Source organism: Oceanobacillus luteolus (assembly GCF_023715655.1).
GTDB lineage: Bacteria > Bacillota > Bacilli > Bacillales > Amphibacillaceae > Oceanobacillus > Oceanobacillus luteolus.
On record NZ_JAMBON010000012.1, the window covers coordinates 42,467 to 67,340 of the forward strand.

Sequence of the window (24,874 nt, forward strand, 5' to 3'; positions counted from 1 at the left end):
ATTTACAGGAGATGATTTCATGATTTTATTCCCGGCAATTGATATTCTTGGAGGTAAATGCGTACGTCTAACCCAAGGAGATTATAATAAAGAAACGATTTACAATGATAACCCTGTGGAAGTCGCGAAAGAATGGGAGAGACAAGGTGCGGAGTATATCCATATTGTTGATTTGGATGGTGCCAAAACAGGAAAGTCGATTAATCAAGGTCTGATTGCAGAGATTGCGCAAACTGTATCCATCCCCATTCAGGTTGGTGGTGGCATCCGTTCGATAGAAGTAATTGAAAATTACTTGAACCGGGAAGTGAGCCGAGTCATCATTGGTACAGCCGCCATTCAAAACCCAGAATTTTTGCGTGAAGCAGTGGAAAAATTCGGCGAAAGAATTGCAGTTTCAATTGATGCCCGTAATGGTTTTGTTGCAACAGACGGCTGGACTAAAGAAAGCACAGTCAAGGCACTTGATCTCGTGAAAGATTTGGAAGAAGTCGGTGTTCAAACAATTGTTTACACCGATATTTTGAAAGATGGCATGCTGCAAGGACCAAATTTTGAGGAGCTCCAAGCGGTCAATCAAGCAACAACGATTGATGTCATTGCTTCCGGCGGCGTGACAACAGAAGAAGATGTTAAGAGGTTAAGGGAACAAAAGATGTACGGTGCAATTATTGGAAAAGCACTATACGACGGCACATTAAATTTCAAGAACCTGATGGATGGTGAGAAGATGGAAAAGAAGAATATCATCGCTTGTCTCGACGTCAAAAATGGCCGAGTCGTGAAAGGACAACAGTTTCAAAACATTCAAGAGGTCGCAGATCCAGTAGAGCTTGCAAAGCAATATAATAAAGATCAAGTAGATGAACTTGTTCTATATGACATTACAGCATCTGTAGAGAAGAGAAATGTTTTTATCGACCTTGTCGAGAACATCGCAAAAGTAATCCAAGTACCTTTTACCGTAGGTGGTGGAATTAGTTCCATTGCAGATATTGAAAAAGTATTACAAGCCGGTGCTGACAAAGTTTCAATCAACAGTGCCGCCATCGAAAACCCAGATCTCATTAGTGAAGCTTCACAGAAATACGGGAGTGAAACTATTGTATTTGCATTAGATGCTAAAGAGGTTGCACCTGGGAAGTGGAATGTCTTTTCCAAAGGAGGACAGGTGGATACCGGCATTGATGCAATTGAATGGGCAATCAAAGGAGTAACACTTGGAGCAGGTGAAGTCGTCGTGAATGCCATAGACGATGACGGTGCGAAGTCGGGTTATAATATAGCATTAACCAAGAAAATCGCCGAAGCTGTAGATGTACCGGTAATCGCAAGCGGTGGAGCTGGAAAACCCGAACACTTTAAAGAAGCACTGACAGAGGGCAGTGCAGCTGGGGCCCTTGCAGCATCTGTATTCCACTTTGGCGAAATTAAAATACCTGCATTGAAAGAATATCTTGCAAATGAAAATGTTTTGGTCAGGGGGATAAAAGAATGACAATCCAACTAGAAGATTTAGCATTTGATGAAAACGGGCTCCTGCCTGCTGTCGTCCAAGATGCAGCAAGCGGTACAGTATTGACCCTTGCTTATATGAATAAAGAGTCATTGGAAAAAACAATTGAAACAGGTGAAACCTGGTTTTATTCCCGTTCCAGACAGTCCTTATGGAACAAAGGGGAAACGTCAGGTAATAAACAGCTGGTAAAGCGTATCAACTATGACTGTGATAAAGATGCTCTACTTGTCCAAGTCGAGCCCCTTGGCCCTGCCTGCCATACCGGTGAAGTGACTTGCTTTAATGAAACGCTCGACCAAAAAGAGTTACCATCTCTGGATATCGTAACGCAAGTAATTGACAAAATTAAAGACAGACGGGAAAACCCTGTCCCAGGAGCATATACGACGTATTTGTTTGAAAAAGGTATCGACAAAATGTTGAAGAAGGTTGGCGAGGAAACGAGCGAGGTTATCATTGCTGCAAAAAATGAAGATAAAGAGGAGCTGACAGCCGAAATCTCCGATTTGTTCTATCACCTTCTTGTCGTGATGGAGACGTCAGGAGTAACTCTAAATGAAATTAAAGCGGAATTATTAAAACGCCATCTGACAAAGGAAGGTCAAAACCGTGAGTAAATTTTGGAGCAGTGCAGTAAAACGTAGTGATCCATATATTCCAGGGGAACAGCTGAATGATCCGAAAATCATTAAGCTAAATACGAACGAGAACCCATATCCTCCCTCCCCTCTGGTTTTAGATGCGATAAAGAAGGAAGCAGATCAGTCTCTCAGACTCTATCCAAGTCCAACAGTGGATGAGCTGAGAAATGAGATCGCTGACTATTATGGATTGGGTAAGGACAGCGTATTTATCGGAAACGGTTCAGATGAAGTGCTTGCCTTTTCGTTTATGGCTTTCTTTGAATCCGGGAGGAAAATCCGTTACCCAGAAGTCTCTTATAGCTTTTACCCGGTTTATGCCAAACTCTTTAACATACCAGTAGAGGAAGTTCCTTTACAAGCGGACTTCTCTATTCAGGCAAGTGATTTTCACAGTTCAGAAGGCGGCGTTATTTTCCCAAATCCGAACGCACCAACTAGCCTCTATTTACAGCTCGAGGCAATTGAAGATATTCTTCAGCATAATCGGGATCGGGTTGTTATTGTTGATGAAGCATATATTGATTTTGCCGAGGAATCTGCAGTCAAGCTGCTTCATAAATATGATAACTTACTCGTTATTCAAACGATGTCCAAATCCCGTTCTCTTGCTGGACTTCGCTTAGGATTTGCTCTTGGCTCACCTGAATTAATTGAGGGGCTCATCAGGATAAAAGATTCCTTTAATTCTTATACAATTGATCGCCTAGCTATTGCTGGCGGTATTGCAGCAATGAAAGATAAAGTTTACTTTGAAGCAACAAGGGAGAAAATTAAAAGGACAAGGATTTGGGCCACTCAGGAATTGAGAAAACGTGGATTTAACGTGCTTCCCTCTCAAGCAAACTTCCTATTTGCAACTCATCCAGACAAGGAAGCTTCCAGCCTGTATGAACAGTTAAAAGAAAATAAGATCTTAGTGAGATACTTTAATAAACCACTCATTAACGAATATTTACGAATTACAATTGGTACGGAAGTAGAGATGGACACGTTTTTCCAGGTGCTCGATAAACTTCTGAAAAAATAAAAATAGGATGACGCACAACTTTCTGTGCGTCATCCTACTGTTGTCTTAAATCAACGTCTCAATTTCAGCTTCTTCTTTTAATTCTTCGATACGAGCTTCCAACATTTCTCTTTGCTTCTGCTCCATGACGCTTTGGCGGATCAGTTCTTCATATTCCTGAAGTTCGCCCACTTCTTCACTCTGTTCTTTCATCTGGTTATATTGTTCTTCCACTTCTTCATCGGTCACTTCAACAGTAAATTCAGACTCAATATAACGGACCATCAACAAGTCATCCATCAATTGTTCTCTGAACTGTTCTTCAGATAAATCATATTCTTCAAGCATGGTTTGAATAGCTTCTTCTCCATTTGTCTCAATGATATTGTCAATCTCTTCTTGAGCATCTTCTTCCGTCACTTCAATTCCACTATCGAGTGCATCCTGACGAATCAATTCCTGCTCAGTTAGAATCAGAACTGTTTCATCCTTCAACATGTCCAAATCACTTACATCTTGTCCATACATATGAAGCATTGTTTTGTATTGTTTATAAACATTATTATATTTAGCTCCGTTGATCTCAGTACCATTAATATTCAAGACGACGGAGTCATTATCAACCTTTTCCTCATCAGAAATCTCCACAGTTTCTGTTGCTTGCTCTTCTGTATCCTTATTGTCATCCGCTTTCTCTGTGTCATCATTATTACATGCAGCTAATAGCAACGTTAAAAATAATGCTGTAATAAGCAGGATTCTTTTCTTCATTTAATTATTACCTCCTAATTGGTCTTACTCCAGTAAAACATAAAACACCCTAATAATTCAATAACGAAAGTGTGATTAAGGCTAAAGTCATATACAATGATTCGTTCATCCTTCACTTTTCTTAAACACAAGGGAAAAACACTATAAATTATAATGACCTTAGGGTAACTTGTTGACCATGCAATTGGAAGCACTGGGAATTGATGAGGCACTTTCTGCAAGAAGGTTTATGAGGGCTGGTTACAGGGGAATACTAGGGTAGAATCACTTCAAAACTGAAGAGCCGGGACAAAAGTTCTTATCTTTATTAATGAACATGAAGTTTTAACAAAATACTTGGGTATTTGCTTTATTCATTTCATTAAACGCCTTTTTTCGATAAGATCCTTTATGTCCCATACTCTGGTCAAATTAGAAAATGTAATACAGTCTGATTCCAATAAATATTTGTTCTTTGTTACAAAGTCTTTCTCCTTAAAATGATGACTAAGAATGTTATACCACCAACCATTTCGATAATAACAGAAACGACACCTTGAGCATTAAATACATGATACATGATAAAATATGCACCTGATAAAATTAAGAAACCGGATGCAAGAGCCATCGGAAATATGTATCGATGATCATAAGTTTGTGCCAACTGATAACTTAGAGTCGCAACTAAAAACCCAAAGAAAGTTAGTGGTCCAACTAAAGCAGTTGATACTGACATTAATATGGAAACTAAAACAAGAACATAAATGACACTAAATCGATAGTTTACTCCTAAAGAACTAGCGATATCTTTACCAAGTGACATTACATTTAATCGTTTTGAATAAACAAGGAGCAGTAATGCCACAATGATTACAATTGGTATTGCAATATGAAAGTATTCAGGGTCTGCATTATTGACAGAACCGAATAATCTCGCCTGTAAAACATCAAACTCAGACGGTGCAAGTAGTTTTCGCATAAAAGATGATAATGACCGAAGTCCGGTACCAATAATAATTCCGACTAGAAGCATTAACTGGAGATTCCCATACTTTCCTGAAAGTAACCAACCATAAAGTACCAAACAGAGCACAATCATAATAATAACTTGGGTTAAAAATGGTCCAGTGCCGCTAAATCCGATAAATACACTGGCACCAAAGTAAAACATTGTACTAGTTTGAATTGTTGAATACAGTGCTTCAAATCCTAATAGTGAAGGAGTTATAATCCTATTATTCGTTACTGATTGGAAAGCAACAGTCGCCAAGCTTTGGCAGATTACAGCAATAAACATTGCAGTAAGGGCATCCAATCTTCTTTCAACAACTGGAATAAAGGAAGGGGAATCTACTGGAACCGGATTGTTATACACTAATAGTCCAAACGCAGCAAGACCACCCAAAACGATCAGTGTAATTAAAAGGATCCAATAACGCCTTTCTTCTTTCTTGGACCGAAAAGCTTTAGACGGTTTATCTTCATTAGGAAGGCTAGAATTAATTTTGACGACTTTGTTGTTTGTAGTTTCCAATTTGTTAACCTAGCCTCCTTCTTCTTAATAGAATAGTAATGAATACGATTGCACCTACTGTTCCGAGTATCAGAGAAACAGGTACCTCAAAAGGCATAATAATAGTTCGAGAGATTATATCTGAAGCAAGCAAAGCACCCATACCAATGACACTTACCCAAGGCAAGTTACTTCTCAGATCATCACCTCTAAACATGGAAACGATATTAGGCACGATTAAACCTAGAAATGGCAGATTACCAATCACAGATGCTACAATTCCAACTGCAACAGCAATAAGTCCAGTACCAATAAGAACAATCCGGTTATAGTTCACACCAAGACTTGTTGAAACATCTTCTCCTAAGCCTGCTAAAGTGAGCTTGTTCGCATAGATATAAATAAGAACACTAATGACAACAATTAACCATAAAAATTCATATCTTCCAACTTGAATAGAAGAGAACGAACCCACAAACCAGGATTCAATATTTTGCGACATGTTAAAAGCCAGTCCAACAAATGTAGAAAATGCAGAAATGACCGCTCCAAGCATAATTCCAATAATTGGTACGATTAATGAAGAACGTAGTCTAACTCTTCTTAAAAACAAAAAGAAAATCATCGTTCCAATAAAGGAAAAAATGATTGCGAAAGTCATTCTAAGGACTAATGTTGGTCCAGGAAATAATAAGTAAGCTAGAATTAAACCTAAGCCCGCCCATTCGATTGTCCCAGTTGTTGTCGGTTCAACGAAACGGTTTTGGGTGATAAGCTGCATGACAAGCCCTGACATTGCCATAGCTGCTCCAGTCAGCATAATCGCAGCTGTCCTTGGGATACGAGTTATAAAAAACATATCCATCCCGTCTTCTCGCCCTCTAATATCATAAACTCCAGTAAACAAAGAAATAACACCTAGAATAATAACAATAATGACTGCTATTATAAAAGGCTTCGTCCATATTTTCTCCTTATTATAACGTCGCGGGGGCTGTAAATTACCAGCCCCGAACGTTTTTTCTATTGTATTTTTCGGCACTATAGTTATACTCCTCTATCTACTCAGCTAGAGCTTCAGCAAGATCGTTAAATAATTCAGTAAAGGTTTGAATTGATTCATTTGTATAAGTATCCGCCGGTGCATACACGATTTGTCCTTCTTTAACTGCTGTTGTGTTTTGAAGGGCAGGTGCTCCATCGATTACATCACGAGCTGGAACTGCATCCGTTTCAGAAGATACCGCAGCATCACGGTCCATTACAAAAATCCAATCAGGATCAGTTTCCGCGATTGCTTCAACAGAAATATCATCACCTTGGTGGTCTGCAGAAGCTTGATCAATTTCTAAAGCTGAAGTCCAACCAAATATATCATATAATGGCCCCCATACACGACCAGTTTGGGGAGCTGCAAAATTAATATCTCCACCAGATACTATAACACTCATAATTCTATCTGTCCCGTTATATGCGGCTTTAGCTTCTTCAATTGATTGATCAAACTCAGCAATCAACGCTTCAGCTTCTTCATTTTTATCAAAAATTTGGCCTAGGGAAGTTGTAATATCTTTAAATCCATTAACCAAATTATCACCTGGTGTTTCAGCCTCTTCAGAAACGTCGATATTCAAGTCGATAACGACAGCATTTGGTACCAATGCTTTAATATCTTCGTAATAGCTTGCAAACCTTTGACCGACGATTACAAGTTCAGGATCTACCGCAGCGATAATTTCTAAATTTGGTTCACGATGGTTTCCAATATTTTGAATGGAATCATCATTTTTATAAGGATTGTCTTCAGGTATTAGATCCACAGGAGCAGCCGCTAATTCAATACCCCAATCAGCTAGAGTTTCAAATGTACGGTTATCAAGAGCCACTACATTCTGTGGATTCACTGGAACAGCAACCGTACCATGTGCGTCCGTTATTTCAATAGTTGCATCTTCAGTAGACTCGTCTTCCTTCTCTTCTGTTCCAGCTGAATTATTTGCTGTATCTTCCGCATTCTCTGCATCATCACTTGATCCAGAGCAAGCTGCTAAGAACAAAACTAAAATTGCAAAAATTAATACTATGAATGATGAATTAATATATTTTGATTTTCCCATTTCTTTAATTTCTCCCCTTGTAAGTGTTTTAGATTATTGAGTTGATAATAACTTTGTTTTATTTTTATGCGCAATTTTGAAGAATTAAAGCATAAATATACTATAGTGCACTTAAAAAATACAAACAATTGATATTGAGAATCAATCTCAATAACCTAATCAAAGTATAGCAAATCCAAAAAAGTTGTCAATTATAATTTAATGAAATTATTTTTATAATAAAATATTATTATTGTGTACTAGACTCCTCCTATAACCACTCCTATCCGCTTACGATGTTCCAATATCTATCCATTGACAGTAGATCAGAATTTCCTTCCATCTCAAAATTTGAAGTTAATAAGGGAGATTTTACAGACTATTCTTAAGCACAAGCATTGATTTTCCTACCGACATCATATAAAATGAATATAGTGATAATGATTATCATTATTGATATTTCTTATAAAGTAGCTTTTATAGCTGGAGAAATTTTTAATATGAAATTGTAGAAGAACTTGAGGACATTTATCCTTAAACATATATCCATAATTATTATTAGCTTTACTGGCTTTAATTATTCCGTCTAGATAATTACATAGGGAAAGCAGGGTTGAGGAATGATCGAAATAAAAGGGTTATCAAAAAGATTTGGAAATAAATCAATCATTAATGATGTCTCGGTTGAAATCAAGCCTAGACAGATCACCTCGTTTATCGGTCCAAATGGCGCGGGAAAATCAACGTTACTTTCAATGGTAAGCCGACTACTGGATGCAGATACAGGTGAAGTGTTACTTGACAAAAATAATGTAAAAAATATAAAATCTAATGAATTTGCGAAGCGAATTGCCATTTTACGACAATCAAATTACCTAAATGTAAAACTTACAATTCGACAATTGGTCTCGTTTGGCCGATATCCATATTCAAAAGGTCGACTAAATGCTGAAGATAATAGAATCGTTGATCAGGCATTAGAGTATTTGAACCTTTCAGATATCCAACATAAATTCTTGGATGAACTTTCTGGCGGTCAAAGACAGCGTGCTTTTATTTCAATGATTATTGCACAAGATACCGAATATATTCTATTAGATGAGCCATTAAATAATTTAGATATGAAGCACTCTGTGCAAATCATGAAAATACTACGCAAACTTGTTGATGAACTAGGAAAAACAGTTGTGATTGTATTACATGACATTAACTTTGCTTCCGTTTATTCCGATCAAATCGTCGCTTTAAGAGATGGACGTCTCGTAAAAAATGGCCCTACACATGAAATTATTAATTCAGAAGCATTGAAAGAAGTTTATGATATGCATATCCCGGTCCATATGCAAGATGGTTGCCGTTTTTGTGTATACTTTAATTCTCACTAATAACAGAAAAAATTTAGAATAAGTAAACTAAGGGTTCTGCACAACTACAGTTGTGCAGAACCCTTTTTGATACATCTATCAAAAGAAATCTCTTTGAATAAACAAACGTAGTTTTTTACCGGTAAAGTTCTTCATGTAAGTCCACTGGTTGACCACGATACCTCATTCGTGCTCAACACAGCCTTCATCCGTACAATAGGATGTTTTCGCTTTCCCTTTTTTCGCTGCTGGATTGCTTTCCTCTTCTTCCCATACCTTCTCAAGTACTTGAGAAAATACATCACTAGATTGCGCTCCTGAAACAGCATATTTTTCATTAAAAACGAAAAACGGTACACCTTGTACTCCGATTTGTTGTGCTACGGCGATATCCTCACTTACTTTTTGAGTATATTTTTCAGATTGTAATAGTTCCCTTACTTTCTCTTCATCCAACCCAACCTCAACGGAAAGTTTCACCAACGTTTCCTTATCACTTAACAACGCGGATTCTGTAAAATAAGCATGGAGGAATCGTTCGGTAATTGCATTTCCCTTACCTTGACGTTTTGCATAGTGAAATAATCGATGAGCATCAAACGTATTGGTGTATTGCATCGTATCAAACCGGAAGTCCAAGCCAACAGCTCGAGCCTGCTCTGCTACTTGGTGATTCATCGTTTTCACCTGTTTGATCGGCATACCCTTCAACTCAGAGAATGTTTCATAGAAATTTTTCCCCGGTATATGCTTCGCAGTTGGATCAAGCTGATAACTCCTATATTCTATCGTCACCGCTTCTTTATGTTGAAATCCTTCTAGGGCTGCTTCCAACCGTCTCTTTCCTATATAACAAAAAGGGCACACAAAATCTGACCATATTTCAATTAGCATTTACTTTGAATCTCCTTTTTCACTAACATAACGATAACTAGTATAACGTATGAAACCGTCTTCCGAAATGAAAATTTTTCATCACTCCATTAAGTTGCATTCATTGTAGCACAGGGGCTTTTTAGAATGAAATAATGTGCTTATCTCAAGAGTTGGCCTTGCACATTTCTAAAAGTCACAGGGTAGTACCATCTCCTCTTTTATAAACAAAAAAACAGCAAAGCATTTCAGCCTCACTGTTTTATTCTTCTTTAAATGAATATTTCTCTTGGATCGTTCCGTCCTTTTTATGGACAGTAACAGATGTACCTTTGTTTTCAGCTATTTCCTTTGCTCGTTGAATCGCTTCTTTTTTTGTATCAAAAACGTTACTTGGTTTTTGAGCGCCTTCCGATTCCACTGCCCAGCCATCTTCATGCGGGCGGACAACCTCTCCTTCTTCCATTCTCTCCGGATTACTTTCATACTTTTGGCCTTCTGGAGAACGGGTCGTCACCTTCCCATATTTACGAAAATGCTCAATCTCTTCATCCTCAGCGCTATCTTCCCATTCTTTCGCCTGACTGATAGCAATTGGAATGGCATCTTCCTCTTTATAACCTTCATCCACCATCGCGTTTGCGATATCAATTGCCTTTTTTCTAACAATATCTGATAAGTTCTTCATTGATGGAGGATAATCCTCAAGTGTCCATACCATAGTTATCCCTCCTAGCTCTATCATTCATTTACCCAGTGCAAGGAGGGATAAAACTTTTTACATTTCATCCATAAGTGAAGTACCCATGATATTAACACGTTTTGTATTTCTCAATTCATCCAAGTTTTTCACACCAATACCAAACATGGTCATCTTGAGCTCTAATTCGATTTGCTCCATCGTCTCAAGGACTGCTTCCGGTGATTCGGTAGCTGCTTTCAGCAAATGACGGGCAAATCCAATAATATCTGCACCAATTGTAATTGCTTTAGCCGCATCGACACCAGTACTCATACCACCACTCGCTACAAGAGGTGCTTCCGGGAGCTTGCTTCGTACAGATACGATACAATCTTTCGTAGGAATTCCCCAGTTATTGAATGCTTCTGCTGCAGCCTTTTTCAATTTATTGCGGGAACGTAATTTTTCAACTTGACTCCAAGAAGTACCGCCAGCACCTGCTACATCAATATAGGAAATGCCTGCATTATATAACCTTTGAGCAGCCTCCCCATCGATACCGAATCCAACCTCTTTTACTCCAACTGGGACTTCAAGCGTTTTACATACTTGTTCAATTTTAGGAAGAAGGTTTTCGAAATTCACATCTCCCCCGTCTTGTACAATTTCTTGCATGCTGTTTAAATGCAGCACAATAGAGTCGGCACCTGTTTTATCAATTATCCGCTGACATTCCTCTGCACCATATCCATAATTAAATTGAACCGCTCCAATATTTACAATTAACGGTACAGTCGGAGCTTGCTCACGGATAAGGAATGATTCTTTATATTGATCGCTTTCTAAAAATGCACGTGTAGAGCCAATTGCCATGACCCAGCCCTTTTCCTCAGTAGCAATAGCCAAGTTTTGATTGATGGTTGTGGCAAGCTCTGAACCACCAGTCATAGAACTGACTAAAAACGGGGCTTTTAATGCTTTTCCTAAAAAACTCGTTTCTAATGTAATGGAATCAAAATTTATTTCTGGTAATGCATTATGTATGAAATGAATCCCTTCCAGGCCCGTTGTTTTGTTGACACCTTCTACGTTTCCAGTTAAACAAAGTCGGATATGTTCTGTCTTTCTTTGGTTAATTCCTTTATCCATGTATGGGTACCTCCGAAAAGTAAAATTTATTCTATTAGCTATTCTACTTGTTTTACACCTGAATTGAAAGGAGAAGCAACTTTGATGCCACCATACGAGCTACCTTCATATTGTGGTCTCCTTTCCGGGAGCCAATACAAAGAAAATTGACCTCGTTTCCAATGAAACGAGGTCAATTTCTTCTTTATATTATGAAACCTTTGCCGGTATCATTGAATTGATTCGGTCAACGATTTGTTCAACGGTTGTTTCTAGGGATGCTGCCAATTCTTGGAACATAATCCGCTGAATGTGTTCAAGCATTTTTGTATCTTGGTCATACATGCGCTCTTTATTAAGCTCAGCTTCTTTTTGTTTGCGCATAAGTGTGTTGGCAATCTTAATGATTTTGTCACGATCACCACTATTAATGATGCTATTATACTTTTTATTACGTGCTTTCGCATCATCGATCCATTCAATACCAGGTTCTTCAAAAGACTTCAGGATGTTTCTTGCTTCTTTCTTCTCCATGATGTCCAACATGATGACCTGATCATTATCTACGGGCACGCTGATTGTTAAATTCGGATCATCCAGTGGATGGAGAATATAATAATTACGTGTCACGTCTTTAAAGCTTTTCTCGCAAATGTCATCAATTTTACATACCCCATGTGTGGAATAGATAATCAAATCACCGACTTTAAACATTTGCCAACCTCCATTTTCTCAGGCTCATTCCGTAGAGCTTCAGTTCTAATTGTAATACAATTTCAACAATTTGTCAACTAGTTGACAACCCTTCACTTCGCTTTGTATAGTACAGAAGACAATCTTAATAGAAGTAGAGGTGTTTCTTCTTTGGAAGAGGAGTTAAACGAAAAAGACTTATTTGATTTATTAAGTAAAAAAAATAGAGAAATACGTAAAGCAATAGAAGATAGATGGAATAATAAAAATGAAATTCAGCTTACAAAATCAGAGTGGTTTATATTGGATCGCATTAATTATGGTCAGGAAATGCTTGCCGATGTATGTAAAAATGGGGAAATTACTCGTCAAGGAACTCATAAACTGATAAGAAAACTGGAAGCACAAGGCCTAGTAAAACTGACTAACTTAGATGAAAATAAACGCAATAAGTATGTACAATTGACCCAGTTGGGGCTGAATTGCTATGAAGAAAATAAAGCATTAAAACAGGCATTGGAAGAACGAATCAAAAATGCACTTGGTCAGGCGGCATATGATGAACTTAAAAAGACACTAGCTGCAGATTGGCAATTATAGGATCCCATCATTTATAAATCGTTGGAAGGATGAGGAAAAGTGAAGGAAAAAGCGAAACGTTTCGCTGAAAACGCCCACAAAGGACACTTTCGAAAGGCAGGAAACATCCCCTATATCACACATCCCATACGCGTCGCAAATATATTGGAAAGTGCAGGAGCGAGTGAAGCTCTAATATGTGCAGCTTTTCTTCATGATGTCGTTGAAGACACTCCCATCGAGATTGAGGAAATAAGAGCTGAATTCGGTAAACATGTGGCTAATCTTGTCCAAGCACATACGGAGGACAAATCAAAGACATGGAAAGAAAGAAAACAACATACAATTGACACATTAAAAACAGCCGACCTCGAAGTAAAACAGCTAATCGTTGCCGATCGTCTGGACAATCTTTTATCCTTGGAAAAAGACCTTGAAGAAGTTGGTCCGAAGATTTGGAAAATCTTTAATGCCGGTTACAAAGAACAACAGTGGTACAATGAAGCCATTGTTATGAATATGGACCATGGCTTAAGTGAGGTAAATCGCCCTCAATTCTTCAGCGAATTTGAAGCTGCAGTAAAAAGAGTGTTTAAGTAATAGAAGCGAAAAATATTACTTAAGATAAATGACTAAAGATAAAGACAGGCCATAATCACTCGGCCTGTCTTTATCTTTAGTCATTTATCTCGCCATATAAAAAGCAACTTTTCACATGATCATTCACTAAACCAGCTGCTTGCATATAGGCATAACAAATCGTTGGTCCGACAAAGGAGAAATTTCTTCGCTTCAAGTCCTTGCTAAGCTTCTCAGATATTTCCGTTTTTGCTGGGACATCCTCCACCTGCTCCCAATGATTCACCAGTGATTTACCATCTACAAATTGCCAGACATAAGCTGCGAAACTACCAAACTCGGCTTGTAATTCAAGGAAGGCTTTTGCATTTTGGATGACGGATAATATCTTTCTACGATTACGGATGATTCCTTCATTCTGCAAAAGACTTTCTACCTTCTCCTCATTATATCCAGCAATAATTTCAGGTTGGAAGTTATCGAAAGCTTTACGATAATTTTCTCTCCGTTTTAAAATGGTGACCCAACTTAAGCCGGCTTGAGCACCTTCCAACGTCAGCAACTCAAATAACTTCCGATCATCATACACCGGCCTGCCCCATTCGTTGTCATGATAATCCAGATAAACCGGGTCTGTTGTCACCCAACTGCAACGGGAGCGGCTCATAACTCTCCCTCACCAATCTCAATTTCATTTTCATCATAGGAGATCCAATCACTAAAGCTTCCCGGGTAAAGACGAACTTGTTTAAATCCAGCAGCCTTCAGTGCCAATATATTTACACAAGCAGATACCCCAGATCCACATGAAACAATGACTTCCTCTTCCTTATCCAAGCTCGAGAAATGTTCTTGCAGTTCTTCGCCTTTCAGCCATCTCCCATCTTCTGTGAGAACTGCTTGCCAAGGAAAATTTTTGGCACCTGGTATATGGCCTGCTTTACTGTAAAATGGTTCAAAGTCACCTAAGTAACGGTTTTCCGCTCGAGAGTCAATCAGCACAGCATTTGTCTCCAGTTTTTCTCTCACCGTTTTCATATCGACGATTTTATCTTCGTTGAATTGAGCATGGAATTTTTTGGGTTCAAGTTTTGGAATATCGGAGGTGATTTCATTTCCATCTTCTACCCACTGTTTGAAGCCGCCCTCCAATATATATACTCTTTCATGGCCAATCGCTTCCAGCAGCCACCAAAGCCTTGCAGCAAACATGTCATTTCCTTCATCATATATAACAACCGTTGTCTCATGATTGATTCCGATATTCTCCAACTTTTTAATAAATGTAGGGAAATCCGGCAAAGGATGGGTACCTCCATGCTTCTCCACTTTCCCTGACAAGTCCCGATTCAAGTCTAAATAAACCGCTCCAGGCAGATGCCCTTCGAGGTACATTTTTCTGCCTGCATCTTCATCATCCAGTTTAAATCTAACGTCTACAACTACTGTATTATTTTGCCCATTTTCCAGACGTCTTTTTAAGCGTTCGACACTGATTAAGTTCGTCATAAAACCCCTCCATGTTTTTCTACTAATTTAATTGTATATGTTTCCTAACATACTAGAAAGATTTTTCCTCAAACTGCGATAACGGTATGGTGATGGCAAGAACTATAAACTATTTCGAGTTCCGATATAATTATGTTAAAATACTGTTATTCTATACAATAACACGTTCAATACTAAAATTACATAAGGAGTGTACTTCGATGAAAGAGGAATTAATAAAAAGATTGACAACCTACGCAAAAATCGATACGCAATCCAATGAAGATTCTGACACTGTGCCTACAACAAAAGGACAATTGGAACTAGTGGAAGTCCTCATTAAAGAGTTGAAAGAAATTGGTATGGAAGATATAGAAGCGGATGAAAATGGTTATTTAATGGCAACCCTTCCTGCCAATACAGATAAGGATGTTCCTACTATCGGCTTCCTTGCCCACTTAGATACAGCAACTGATTTTACAGGCAAGAATGTCAATCCACAAGTCATTGAAAACTTTGATGGAGAAGATATTACTTTAAATGAAGATCTAGGAGTAATTCTATCTCGAAAAGAGTTCCCAGAGCTGCCAAGCTATAAGGGCCATACTTTAGTTACGACGGATGGAACGACCTTACTCGGAGCTGATAATAAAGCTGGTATAGCCGAAATTATGACAGCTATGAATTATCTCATTCAACATCCGGAAATTGAGCATGGAAGAATTCGAGTTGCTTTTACGCCTGATGAAGAAATCGGACGTGGACCGCATCATTTTGATGTGAAGCGTTTTGATGCGAAATTTGCTTACACTGTTGATGGTGGACCACTTGGAGAATTACAGTATGAAAGCTTCAATGCAGCTGCTGCGAAGGTGACATTTAAAGGTAATAATGTGCACCCAGGAACTGCAAAGAATAAAATGGTGAACTCCGGTAAGCTTGCAACTGAATTTATTGGTAAATTTCCTGAGAAGGAAGCACCCGAATATACAGAAGGCTACGAAGGGTTCTACCACCTTATCTCGATTCGAGGGGATGTAGAAACTACGCAAGTTTACTATATTATCCGCGATCATGATAAAGAGAAGTTCGAAGACAGAAAAGCAACGCTAAAAGGTTTTGTGGAAGAGATGAAAGCCAAATATGGTGAGAATCAAGTCATTCTTGAAATGAATGATCAATACTACAACATGCGCGAAAAAATTGAGCCAGTAAAAGAGGTCGTCGATATTGCAAGCCAAGCAATGAAAAACTTAGACATTGAACCGGTAATCGAACCTATTCGCGGTGGTACAGATGGTTCCCAACTTTCATACATGGGACTACCGACTCCTAACATTTTTACAGGTGGCGAAAACTTCCACGGCAAGTTCGAATATATTTCTGTCGACAACATGGAAAAAGCAAGCAAAGTCATCATTGAAATCGCAAAACTATTTGCAGAAAATAGCGAAGCAAATGCATAAACTAAGATAATCAATAGAATAATTCCTCCCTCTTAATCATATATATTTAAATTAGGAAGGGAGGAATTTCCATGTTCTGCCCTCATTGTGGTACACAAACTGACCAAAACGTAAACTTTTGCTTTTCATGTGGTTACCGCTTCAAGGAAAACCTCAATCACTCGAATCCCTCCGATACAATTGAACCTAAAAAAAATGGTTTTGTCTTTAAGTTATTTGGCTGGATTTTTGTACTGACCTCTCTCGTGTTTATACCAATACTTTTTGGGGCAGGAGCTTTCATTATGGGCTATTTATTGAAAAAGACCGGCGTACACAACGACACACATGCGACGATTATTATGGTGATGGGCGTTGCATGTGGAATCCTGGGAACATTGTTAGGAATGGCTGCTGCAGGGGTCTAATTAAAATAAAAAAAGCATTCGTCCGACTTAAACGAATGCTCTTTTCTTGCCGATTATTTTAAAGCTGATCGTAAAACATCATATTCAAGGGTTACTCGTTCACGCACTAATTGCGCTTCATTCTGTTCATACGTCTGAGCATAATCTTTAACCGTAGATTTACGTAGCTTATTATATCGATTAAACCAGATTAACATCATTTTTCCTCCTTCTAATTAAAATGACTAGTCGGTTTATTTAAGGTTATATAGATTGCCTGCTTTTCAACTAGTTGTTAAATAAGCAAGCATAGTTTTTTCCATTTCTATTATTCTTTTTTCTAACTTTTCTTCATCGTAACCAATAGATGCGTGAAGCCAGATCCCGTCATGTAGGGACCAAAACATAGCTGTAGCCGAATCGGAATCGATTTCGGGGTTGATTTCACCAATCCTTTGGCCTTCTTTGATTATTTCTTCAGTTAATTGATACAGGGTGTCAAAGCGTGCTTTTAACTCCTTCTGTACATGTGGGGCGTCAGTGGCATACAACCAAGATTCAATATGAACGTGCATGAATTTTTTCTTTTCGAGGTTATAAGGTATATCGGTTCTTATCCAGTATTTCAATTTTTCTAATGGACTTGAAATCTCGGCCAAACGCTCTTTTAAATCATGTAGAATTGTTTCACTGCGCTGCTCAAGGAGGCTTAAAAATATCTCCTCTTTGCCTTTAAAGTAGTTATAGACCGCACCTTTACTTAAACCACAACTCTTTACGATATCATCCACAGTAGATGCATAATAACCTTTTGTGGAGAAACATTCTAATGCTGCTTGTAATATTTTATCTCTTCTTTGTTCTTTTGCTTCATCTGAAATTTTTGGCACGTTTACACCCACCTAATAAAACTGACTGGTTAGTCTATTTAGATTATATGCAAGTATGCGGTAATTTGCAACTCATTTTCCACTATTATCATGACGTCTTTATGAACATTATTTCCTCCTCAAAATGTATCTTGCCCTTCCCCAATTCCTGTGAGAAAATGGAGCGTGGACCAAGAAACTCTCAAAGATTGTAGGGATTAAAATGAAATCGAAATTAGTTACTTTATCAATACTTACATTACTTCTAACTGCATGTGCAAACAATGAAGCGCCTGTTGATGATAAATCTGAAGAGGAATCTACTATAGAAGAGAAACAAACAAATGACGCGGCTCCTGAGGTCGCCGAGAATATTGAGTTTCCAGAAGCAGAATTACAGAAAAAAGATGAAGGCGAGCCTGTGCTTCAACTTCAAGAGGCACTGACACAAATAGGATATACCATCCCCACAGATGGGATTTATTCAGACATTCTATCCTGGGCAATTACAGACTTTCAGTTACAGACAGAAGAACTTGATGTTACAGGTATTTACGATGAAGAAACACGTATAGCTTTAAAGAAAGTATTAGAAGAAGGCATAACAATTGAAGCCGGAGTGGGATTACCGCCGCTTGCAGAGCCTGTATTTACTGATTCGGGTTCTGAAGTCACAGGAAATCCTTATGATTTGCTAGCTGTCGTCAACAAAAATCAAGCTCTTCCTGATCACTATGAACCCCATGATCTCGTAGTACCAGATGTGGCATTTCCTTTTGAGGAAGACCTTCCTAAAAAACAGTTACGTGCTCCTGCTGCTGAAGCATTAGAAGAGTTATTTGCAGCAGCCGAGGAAGCGGGTCATCAACTATACGCACAATCCGGCTATCGTTCCTATGATCGCCAAGTCGCTTTGTTTGATTCCTATTCACAAGAACATGGTGAAGAGGAAGCGAATGTATTCAGTGCACGTCCTGGAGAATCGGAACACCAAACCGGCCTTTCTATGGATATTACGAGCGAAGCAGTGAATTATCAACTGACTACTGACTTCGGTAATACTCCGGAAGGAAAATGGGTTGCAGAACATGCCCATGAATTCGGATTTATTATTCGTTACCCTGAAGGTAAAGAAGAGATCACCCAATACCAATACGAACCTTGGCACCTGCGCTATGTCGGAGTTCGAGCAGCGACAGAGATTTGGGAAAATGATTTAACGCTCGAAGAATACTTTACAGAAAATTAATGTACACAAAAACTCAGGGGTATGTTATGTCATCAACCGACACCCTGAGTTTTATTTTTTCCATTCGCAATCTGGGCATCAAGCGCACGAATTCTTTCCAGTGCTGTATCATTATCAATCCGCTTATAATGGTGATTGCCGCCACCTTCTTCGTCCGCCTCATCTGCCATGGCTACAACCTGTTGGAGTGGATCCAGCTCTAAATGGCCTTCTGGTAAATAAGAATCTGTATGAAGCAAAATCGCAATAGCAATCTTCTTTGCTGCATGACGCTCTTCACCAAGCGAGATTAATAGTTTATGGGCACGGCTTGCACCCTTGATTGCATGAATATCATTCTCTTTATACAGGTCGTAATCCCATTCTCCATCACGATACCATGTATAATGCCCTATATCATGAAGCAGAGCTGCTTTTGTTGCATAATCAACATTTACATTAAAGCGTTTTGCAAAGATATAAGCATATTCCGCCACTGATACTGCATGGGCTATGCCTGATCGCTTGAGATATTTTTGTGTAATCGGATGGAGGAAAAGTTCCTCTAGTGTGACTCGTCCCATTCGTAATCCTCCTTTGATCGTAATTTTAATTAACACCTACACCCAAATAGTTTTCGGGTAAATTTTTACGATTTTAACATATTTCAAAAGGATTTACAATGGATAATTACCGATTATGCAGGAACTCAAACTTTATCAAAATGGTTTTAATATCATAAGTGAAATGATAATGATAAACAAGATATTAATGATACGTTCATATAAGAACAATTCCTTAGATAAATCAGCATATGTACTCGGAATGGTTTCCCCTTCTACATGAATAAACATTTGCTTTATAGGTGTTGACCGTGGTTTAAGTACAAACGGGCCCATCGCAAGCGCAACTAGATACAAGATGAGACTAGTAATATACCAGCCTTGAGAAAACCAATATGGATGCAAAACTCCCATCAATAGTCCCGTAACGAGTAATAAAATTCCACCTACCATCGTAAAGATATGTAAAGTATTTCTAATTTTAAATGAATGCTTCAACTCACTCATTGTAGCAGGTTTAGAGAGCGTCACTACCGCTGTCATGACAAGCCCAGGTCCCATTCCGAGAATCGCTGAAAAAATATGTATAAATACAAGGGTGTTGTAAAAAGTCATAAGCAGCCTCCTATTTTATCTATACTACCATTTTACTTTATTTCTTCATCTTGTCAGTGATTCATCTCACAATAATGTGTTTATTTGCTTTAAGGTTACGGCTGCACTACAATTTACATATCATATAGATTAGGGGAATGTGCTATGGAAAAATCTAATTTAGCAAAAATAATCCGGGAACGCCGGGCGATTAAAAAAGGGTATAATGACAAACCAGTCGAAGAGGAAACAGTTCGAGAATTGTTGAATGATGCCCGCTGGGCACCTACCCATGGTATGCGTCAACCATGGAGATTTGTTTTTGTTGGAAAAGAGGAGCTTCCAGTGTTCGCCAAACGAGTCGCTGAAACTTATCCTGAAAATATGCGGGAAAATCGGGAAAACTATTTAAATGAACCAAACGCTATTCTCGTTGCAATAATGGAAGTACCCGAATTAGAGAAGCAATGGGATGAGAACTTCGGTGCGATTGCGACCATGATTCAGAATTTCTGGTTGCTTGCTTGGGAAAAACAACTTGGTGTGGTTTGGAAAACAAACCCACATATTTATGATGATAAGGTAAAAGAAATATTAGATGTGAAAAAGAATGAAAAGATTGTCGGGTTTATTCACCTAGGATACTTTGATGAAAAACCTGCACCGAAAGAACGGACCCCACTTGATGAGAAATTTACCCGCTTTAAAATATAACAACGAATAAAATAAAAAGAGCATTTGCCCAATAAGCAAATGCTCTTTTTATTTAGCTATCAAGCTTTACCTCTTCTTCTTTTTTGCTCCTCATAATCTTCCTTGGTAATCTCGCCTTTTTCATATCTTTCCTTCATTATTTCAAGAGAGTCACGTGCATCTGTATTTGACTTTCCGCGGCGGAAACGCACCAATATAATAACAATCACAACGAACAAAATCGCAGCCAGAATAAGTCGAATAATCATTTCTGTCGGCATACCACTCACCTCCAGTAGCCTATCGGTAAGAAAATGATTAGCCTCAAATACTTATTATACTATTTATATTTTCGTTCACTTTGAGAGTCGTCTTTTGTTTTGTGTTTTTTACGTTCATCTTCCTGCTCAATCTTCAAATCTTCCAGAGGAATATCATCTACAAGTTGCTGCTTTTTAAACTCATCAAGTTTCGTACGGTCTTCGTCATGTGCTGTCGATCGCTTCGAATTCTCCATTTTTTCAAATTCCTTCTTCTGTTTATCATTCATGACACTCACCTCATATCCTTTTCTATCCTTTATCCAACTAATGATTCTGGTAAACATATTTCTGGATAGGCTGAAGGAAACGGGTATAATGAATAAATACCAAATTCTATTGGAGGTATTGTAATGAATGATTTCCAGGAACTCGAAACGATAGATGAGATTAATACCTTTATTGAAGATCATTCCTTAGCCTTTCTTTATATTTCACGGGATAATTGCAGTGTTTGTCATGCCCTCTTGCCGAAAGTCCAAGAGTTGATGAAATCATATCCTAAAATTAAGTTAGGACATCTCCATGCGGATAAAGTAGAAGCAGTAGCTGGTCATTTTTCCATTTTTACGGTGCCTGTACTTTTATTATTCGTGGAAGGAAAGGAATATATACGAGAAGCAAGGATCGTCCATATGGATCTGCTACAGGAAAAACTTGATAAAATATATCAAAACGTGGTTGAAAGCTGATGCCAACCACGTTTTCATGATATTATCTCTCCTGAATCCGGAATATTTCCAACCCGTATACGTTTGTTTCATCTCCATCTACCATACGAATTTCACCTTCATACAAATTCTCTGCATTCACTAAGTCAACCATAAATACCTTACGGAACTGAATACCATTTTCATTGACCTGGCTATATAAATAAAGGGAATCCCCCTCAGGATAAATGCCATACAATCCCTCTAATACGCTTGTTCCGAGAGTAATGCTCTCTTCTTCCTCAAACTTATGTTGTACAAGGTCATACACATAATAAGTAAGCCCATCTGGTGTAAAGTTAATAAAATACAAATTATCTTTTCCAGTAACGATATGGCCTTGCGACAGATAATCCTCTGCTCCAAATGGATCTTCAGGTTTATCTGTAAAATCATCAGGGAAAGTTATTGGCTTACTCTCCTTCGTTTCAAAATGATATGTGAAATACTCACTCTCCGCTAAGTGGTGGCCATCACTTGTAACCTCGATGTGATCCACGCTGACAACAATCTGTTCTTTCTGACCAATATCAGTATCGTTACTCAATACATTCACCGAATCTAGGAATGGTAATTCCATCAAAGGATAATGATCAATAATTTTTTCTTCATCGATGGAAATTTCATATATCATTACATCTTTGTTCTCTCCAAAATAATTTATCGTCACAGCATAAAGTGTATCTTCAATCATCTGTACTTCTTCGACATAGATTTGATGATATTTTGATCTTTCCGGGATGTCGAGACGAAAAGAAGTCCTATCTCCGCTTTCCTTATTCTGGACATCCACTTCCATTTGATTGTGTATGAAGTCAGGGCCGACATATGCTAGCTGTTTATCTGTATCCACAAATAAGTTGGACTCTTCTGTTTTCCCTCTCATAAAACCCGAATCTTCCTCAATTAACTTTTGTATTACATTTGACTCGAAGAAATTATTATATTGCTCAAAGAAATTTAAGTCCCGTTGGTAAACAATACCATCTGCTGTCAGTCTGAATGAATGCCACATGGAATCATTATTCGTGTGATAATCGCCATATATCATTAATTGTTCACCAATCTTTTTATCCCCTTCTACGGTCACCAATTCAAATTCCGGCAGTCCGTTCTTAGCAATCGCATGATGAACATAAAGTACACCAAAGGTGATGATAATAAATATCGGTAAGATGATGACTTTCCAATAACGCTTCATGAAACTCCCCCCTATACCGTAATCTTTCTGTTCAATAGATAATGAGCGATCCATATACTCATTGCTGTAACGATTAATCCTAATACAATTTCCACAACAAATAATTCCATAGGATATAAATACCTCTTCGCAAAGATGATTTCCAGGATAAATGGGATGAAAAAGATACTCATTGAAACTAATGCATAAACAACTCCAAAGATAATACCTTTCCATTTGAAACATCTTTCAAAAAGAATGGAGGTGAACAGTACAAAGACAAACATAAAACCAATTCCATAATGAATTAAAAACTGAATGAAATTCATAGGGATAAGTACTCCAAGGTACAGGTCTCCAACCGTATTAGCCAGGTATTCCATTATCGAATAATCATGCCGTAAATTAGCCGGGACCATCCATTTAAATATTTTTCCTTCAATCAGCAATAAAATGACCTGAAGAGCGACGAGCCCAAGTACCATAAGGAAGATTGCCGTTGCCTTTGAAAGATAAATATTAATCCTCGCTGTCGGAAGCATAAGCAGCCGATAAATAAACGTATTTTTACCAAGCCAATCCCGATACCAGATGAAAAAACAATATAACAGCAACGTCACCGCTGCAATAACAATCGGCAAATTGAACCAGCCTGAGTGTTGTAAATCCATTAGACTGACCTGACCGAATTGTTCCACATACTTTTCAATCGAAATCCCATCTCTGTATACCGCGAGATTAAATTGGTTCATATAATTTTTAGCCACACTGTAAGTACTGATAAGTTGAGAGATAATCGTAATAATTATAAGCACGAAATAAATTTTAATAAATCGACTCAATTCAAAATTCAACAATTTTATATAATTCATCCACGATATACCTCCCTCATTACATCAACTACAGACTTCCCTTCCATCTCACGCATTTCCTCTGTATGGAATTCCCTTACGATTGTTCCATCATCAAGTAAGACCACTTTATCGATGAGATGCTCAATATCATTGATTTCATGGGTCGTAATGACAACACCGCGATCTTCCACCAAATGACTCGTAAATACATCAGCGATTTGTTCACGGCTGAATATATCGATCCCTGAAAAAGGTTCATCCATTAATAAATAGTCAACATCAAGCGCAAGACCGAGCAGCAAATTTACTTTTGCGACATTCCCTTTCGATAAACTTGAAATCCGCTCTTCTTTCTTCAGTCTAAAAAAGCCCAATAGCTCTTCTGCCCTTTCATCATTCCAGCTGTTATAAAAGTCTTTCATAAACTGAATCGCTTCAGCAATTTTCATGTGCGGAAGCATCGTAATTGCATCAGGAATAAAAGCTATTTTTTCATAAGATTCCTTTGTCAGCTTTTCCCCATCGATTAATATTTCTCCACTTGTCATTGGTGTCAGATTCATAATCCCATTTAGAATGGTCGTTTTCCCTACTCCATTCACACCAATCAGACAAGTTATTTCCCCTTTATTCGCTGTAAAGGAGACACCTTGAAGCACTTTTTTCCGGCCATATTTCTTTGTAACATTCTTAACTTCAATCAACTATGCTCCCCCTTTTGCTTTTCATACTTCTCTTTTATTAAACGGATCAAGTCATCCATCGGTATATTCACCGGTTTCACTGCAGCTATAAATGTGTCCACAGCTTCTCCAATCAATTCGGTGCGCAGATTGCGTAAAACTTGTTCATCTTTCGTAATACGACTCGGATTATTCCCCTCTGTAAAAATCAAGCCCGCTTCCTCCATTTCTTTGTATGCTCGTTGTGCTGTATTTGGATTAATTTTAAGCTGGTTCGCCAGTTCACGTCGGGAAGGGATTTCCTGTCCCGGTTCATATTTTCCACTCGCAATTTGTTCCTTGAAATGCTGCATTACTTGTACGTAAACCGGATCTCGTTTATTAAACGTAATTTTCAATATGCCCCTCCTCATT

31 protein-coding genes and 1 pseudogene are annotated in these 24,874 nt (G+C 38.2%); 12 read left to right on the plus strand and 20 right to left on the minus strand.

Going from position 1 to position 24,874, the window contains the following annotated elements; all coding sequences use genetic code 11:
* Positions 1-19: 19 nt before the first annotated feature.
* The 4 genes and pseudogenes from hisA to hisC form a co-directional block, all read left to right on the plus strand.
* Positions 20-700, plus strand: a pseudogene (hisA, locus tag M3210_RS09435) (1-(5-phosphoribosyl)-5-[(5-phosphoribosylamino)methylideneamino]imidazole-4-carboxamide isomerase); the annotation flags it as partial.
* Positions 701-730: 30 nt separating this feature from the next.
* Positions 731-1,498: an imidazole glycerol phosphate synthase subunit HisF gene (hisF, locus tag M3210_RS09440; RefSeq protein ID WP_251513902.1), complete on the plus strand. Its 768-nt coding sequence runs from the start codon at positions 731-733 to the stop codon at positions 1,496-1,498.
* Positions 1,495-2,136 carry a bifunctional phosphoribosyl-AMP cyclohydrolase/phosphoribosyl-ATP diphosphatase HisIE gene (hisIE, locus tag M3210_RS09445; RefSeq protein ID WP_251513747.1) on the plus strand — a complete coding sequence of 214 codons (642 nt, stop codon included), beginning with the start codon at positions 1,495-1,497 and terminating at the stop codon, positions 2,134-2,136. The genes hisF and hisIE overlap by 4 nt, the downstream gene beginning before the upstream one ends.
* The gene (gene hisC / locus M3210_RS09450; RefSeq protein ID WP_251513749.1) at positions 2,129-3,190 is read left to right on the plus strand and encodes a histidinol-phosphate transaminase; all 1,062 of its coding nucleotides are present in this window, start codon (positions 2,129-2,131) and stop codon (positions 3,188-3,190) included. The genes hisIE and hisC overlap by 8 nt, the downstream gene beginning before the upstream one ends.
* 45 nt (positions 3,191-3,235) lie before the next feature.
* Here hisC and M3210_RS09455 read toward each other — a convergent pair whose 3' ends face one another.
* The 4 genes from M3210_RS09455 to M3210_RS09470 all read right to left on the minus strand — a co-directional run bounded on the left by M3210_RS09455 (position 3,236) and on the right by M3210_RS09470 (position 7,549).
* Positions 3,236-3,940, minus strand: a complete 705-nt coding sequence (locus M3210_RS09455; protein ID WP_251513752.1) for a SurA N-terminal domain-containing protein — start codon at positions 3,938-3,940, stop codon at positions 3,236-3,238.
* Between the two features lie 457 nt (positions 3,941-4,397).
* Complete coding sequence (locus tag M3210_RS09460; protein ID WP_251513754.1) at positions 4,398-5,453, minus strand: iron chelate uptake ABC transporter family permease subunit; 1,056 nt, start codon at positions 5,451-5,453, stop codon at positions 4,398-4,400.
* A 4-nt stretch (positions 5,454-5,457) separates the two neighbouring features.
* Complete coding sequence (locus tag M3210_RS09465; protein WP_251513904.1) at positions 5,458-6,459, minus strand: ABC transporter permease; 1,002 nt, start codon at positions 6,457-6,459, stop codon at positions 5,458-5,460.
* A gap of 34 nt (positions 6,460-6,493) precedes the next feature.
* Positions 6,494-7,549: a siderophore ABC transporter substrate-binding protein gene (locus M3210_RS09470; protein WP_251513756.1), complete on the minus strand. Its 1,056-nt coding sequence runs from the start codon at positions 7,547-7,549 to the stop codon at positions 6,494-6,496.
* A 599-nt stretch (positions 7,550-8,148) separates the two neighbouring features.
* Here M3210_RS09470 and M3210_RS09475 point away from each other — a divergent pair.
* The gene (locus M3210_RS09475) at positions 8,149-8,913 is read left to right on the plus strand and encodes an iron ABC transporter ATP-binding protein (protein WP_251513759.1); all 765 of its coding nucleotides are present in this window, start codon (positions 8,149-8,151) and stop codon (positions 8,911-8,913) included.
* A gap of 162 nt (positions 8,914-9,075) precedes the next feature.
* Here the strand turns inward: M3210_RS09475 and M3210_RS09480 are convergent, their stop codons facing one another.
* The 4 genes from M3210_RS09480 to M3210_RS09495 all read right to left on the minus strand — a co-directional run bounded on the left by M3210_RS09480 (position 9,076) and on the right by M3210_RS09495 (position 12,289).
* The gene (locus M3210_RS09480; RefSeq protein WP_251513761.1) at positions 9,076-9,786 is read right to left on the minus strand and encodes a DsbA family oxidoreductase; all 711 of its coding nucleotides are present in this window, start codon (positions 9,784-9,786) and stop codon (positions 9,076-9,078) included.
* A 241-nt stretch (positions 9,787-10,027) separates the two neighbouring features.
* Positions 10,028-10,486, minus strand: coding sequence for a DUF2188 domain-containing protein (locus M3210_RS09485; protein ID WP_251513763.1), 459 nt, complete (start codon positions 10,484-10,486; stop codon positions 10,028-10,030).
* A gap of 57 nt (positions 10,487-10,543) precedes the next feature.
* The gene (gene fni, locus M3210_RS09490) at positions 10,544-11,596 is read right to left on the minus strand and encodes a type 2 isopentenyl-diphosphate Delta-isomerase (RefSeq protein WP_251513765.1); all 1,053 of its coding nucleotides are present in this window, start codon (positions 11,594-11,596) and stop codon (positions 10,544-10,546) included.
* Between the two features lie 189 nt (positions 11,597-11,785).
* Positions 11,786-12,289 carry a CarD family transcriptional regulator gene (locus M3210_RS09495; RefSeq protein ID WP_251513768.1) on the minus strand — a complete coding sequence of 168 codons (504 nt, stop codon included), beginning with the start codon at positions 12,287-12,289 and terminating at the stop codon, positions 11,786-11,788.
* 150 nt (positions 12,290-12,439) lie between these two features.
* Between M3210_RS09495 and M3210_RS09500 the strand changes: the two genes are divergently transcribed.
* A complete protein-coding gene (locus tag M3210_RS09500) occupies positions 12,440-12,868 on the plus strand; it encodes a MarR family winged helix-turn-helix transcriptional regulator (RefSeq protein WP_251513770.1) in 429 nt (142 codons plus the stop codon).
* Positions 12,869-12,907: 39 nt separating this feature from the next.
* Entirely contained in the window at positions 12,908-13,447 is a 540-nt protein-coding gene (locus M3210_RS09505) for an HD domain-containing protein (RefSeq protein ID WP_251513772.1), read from the plus strand.
* A gap of 76 nt (positions 13,448-13,523) precedes the next feature.
* On the opposite strand, the gene M3210_RS09510 is transcribed toward M3210_RS09505, so the two are convergent.
* Both M3210_RS09510 and M3210_RS09515 read right to left on the minus strand, forming a co-directional pair.
* A complete protein-coding gene (locus M3210_RS09510; RefSeq protein WP_251513774.1) occupies positions 13,524-14,093 on the minus strand; it encodes a DNA-3-methyladenine glycosylase I in 570 nt (189 codons plus the stop codon).
* Positions 14,090-14,935 carry a sulfurtransferase gene (locus tag M3210_RS09515; protein WP_251513776.1) on the minus strand — a complete coding sequence of 282 codons (846 nt, stop codon included), beginning with the start codon at positions 14,933-14,935 and terminating at the stop codon, positions 14,090-14,092. The genes M3210_RS09510 and M3210_RS09515 overlap by 4 nt, the downstream gene beginning before the upstream one ends.
* A gap of 200 nt (positions 14,936-15,135) precedes the next feature.
* On the opposite strand from M3210_RS09515, the gene pepT reads away from it, so the two are divergent.
* A complete protein-coding gene (gene pepT / locus M3210_RS09520) occupies positions 15,136-16,380 on the plus strand; it encodes a peptidase T (RefSeq protein ID WP_251513778.1) in 1,245 nt (414 codons plus the stop codon).
* Positions 16,381-16,451: 71 nt separating this feature from the next.
* On the plus strand, positions 16,452-16,787 hold the full coding sequence (locus tag M3210_RS09525; RefSeq protein ID WP_251513781.1) for a zinc-ribbon domain-containing protein: 336 nt from the start codon (positions 16,452-16,454) through the stop codon (positions 16,785-16,787).
* Positions 16,788-16,840: 53 nt separating this feature from the next.
* Here the strand turns inward: M3210_RS09525 and M3210_RS09530 are convergent, their stop codons facing one another.
* Positions 16,841-16,984, minus strand: a complete 144-nt coding sequence (locus M3210_RS09530) for a hypothetical protein (protein WP_251513782.1) — start codon at positions 16,982-16,984, stop codon at positions 16,841-16,843.
* A gap of 66 nt (positions 16,985-17,050) precedes the next feature.
* A complete protein-coding gene (locus tag M3210_RS20590; protein WP_251513784.1) occupies positions 17,051-17,656 on the minus strand; it encodes a TetR/AcrR family transcriptional regulator in 606 nt (201 codons plus the stop codon).
* Between the two features lie 202 nt (positions 17,657-17,858).
* On the opposite strand from M3210_RS20590, the gene M3210_RS09540 reads away from it, so the two are divergent.
* Complete coding sequence (locus M3210_RS09540; RefSeq protein WP_251513787.1) at positions 17,859-18,884, plus strand: D-alanyl-D-alanine carboxypeptidase family protein; 1,026 nt, start codon at positions 17,859-17,861, stop codon at positions 18,882-18,884.
* 32 nt (positions 18,885-18,916) lie between these two features.
* Here M3210_RS09540 and M3210_RS09545 read toward each other — a convergent pair whose 3' ends face one another.
* Together M3210_RS09545 and M3210_RS09550 are read right to left on the minus strand one after the other, a co-directional pair.
* Positions 18,917-19,447 (minus strand): HD domain-containing protein, encoded by a 531-nt coding sequence (locus M3210_RS09545; RefSeq protein WP_251513789.1) that lies wholly within the window; start codon positions 19,445-19,447, stop codon positions 18,917-18,919.
* A gap of 135 nt (positions 19,448-19,582) precedes the next feature.
* On the minus strand, positions 19,583-20,041 hold the full coding sequence (locus M3210_RS09550; protein WP_251513791.1) for a DUF2269 family protein: 459 nt from the start codon (positions 20,039-20,041) through the stop codon (positions 19,583-19,585).
* Between the two features lie 144 nt (positions 20,042-20,185).
* Here M3210_RS09550 and M3210_RS09555 point away from each other — a divergent pair, with 144 nt between their 5' ends.
* On the plus strand, positions 20,186-20,734 hold the full coding sequence (locus M3210_RS09555; protein WP_251513796.1) for a nitroreductase family protein: 549 nt from the start codon (positions 20,186-20,188) through the stop codon (positions 20,732-20,734).
* 59 nt (positions 20,735-20,793) lie between these two features.
* Here the strand turns inward: M3210_RS09555 and M3210_RS09560 are convergent, their stop codons facing one another.
* Both M3210_RS09560 and M3210_RS09565 read right to left on the minus strand, forming a co-directional pair.
* The gene (locus M3210_RS09560) at positions 20,794-20,994 is read right to left on the minus strand and encodes an SHOCT domain-containing protein (protein ID WP_251513798.1); all 201 of its coding nucleotides are present in this window, start codon (positions 20,992-20,994) and stop codon (positions 20,794-20,796) included.
* Positions 20,995-21,053: 59 nt separating this feature from the next.
* Positions 21,054-21,263: a YczO family protein gene (locus tag M3210_RS09565; protein WP_251513800.1), complete on the minus strand. Its 210-nt coding sequence runs from the start codon at positions 21,261-21,263 to the stop codon at positions 21,054-21,056.
* Positions 21,264-21,386: 123 nt separating this feature from the next.
* On the opposite strand from M3210_RS09565, the gene M3210_RS09570 reads away from it, so the two are divergent.
* The gene (locus tag M3210_RS09570) at positions 21,387-21,725 is read left to right on the plus strand and encodes a thioredoxin family protein (RefSeq protein ID WP_251513802.1); all 339 of its coding nucleotides are present in this window, start codon (positions 21,387-21,389) and stop codon (positions 21,723-21,725) included.
* A gap of 22 nt (positions 21,726-21,747) precedes the next feature.
* Here M3210_RS09570 and M3210_RS09575 read toward each other — a convergent pair whose 3' ends face one another.
* The 4 genes from M3210_RS09575 to M3210_RS09590 are packed head-to-tail and all read right to left on the minus strand — an operon-like array spanning position 21,748 to position 24,858.
* Entirely contained in the window at positions 21,748-22,944 is a 1,197-nt protein-coding gene (locus M3210_RS09575; protein WP_251513806.1) for a hypothetical protein, read from the minus strand.
* A gap of 11 nt (positions 22,945-22,955) precedes the next feature.
* Positions 22,956-23,795 (minus strand): hypothetical protein, encoded by an 840-nt coding sequence (locus M3210_RS09580; RefSeq protein WP_251513809.1) that lies wholly within the window; start codon positions 23,793-23,795, stop codon positions 22,956-22,958.
* Complete coding sequence (locus tag M3210_RS09585) at positions 23,792-24,481, minus strand: ABC transporter ATP-binding protein (protein ID WP_251513812.1); 690 nt, start codon at positions 24,479-24,481, stop codon at positions 23,792-23,794. The genes M3210_RS09580 and M3210_RS09585 overlap by 4 nt, the downstream gene beginning before the upstream one ends.
* A complete protein-coding gene (locus tag M3210_RS09590; protein WP_251513816.1) occupies positions 24,478-24,858 on the minus strand; it encodes a GntR family transcriptional regulator in 381 nt (126 codons plus the stop codon). The genes M3210_RS09585 and M3210_RS09590 overlap by 4 nt, the downstream gene beginning before the upstream one ends.
* Positions 24,859-24,874 lie beyond the last annotated feature (16 nt).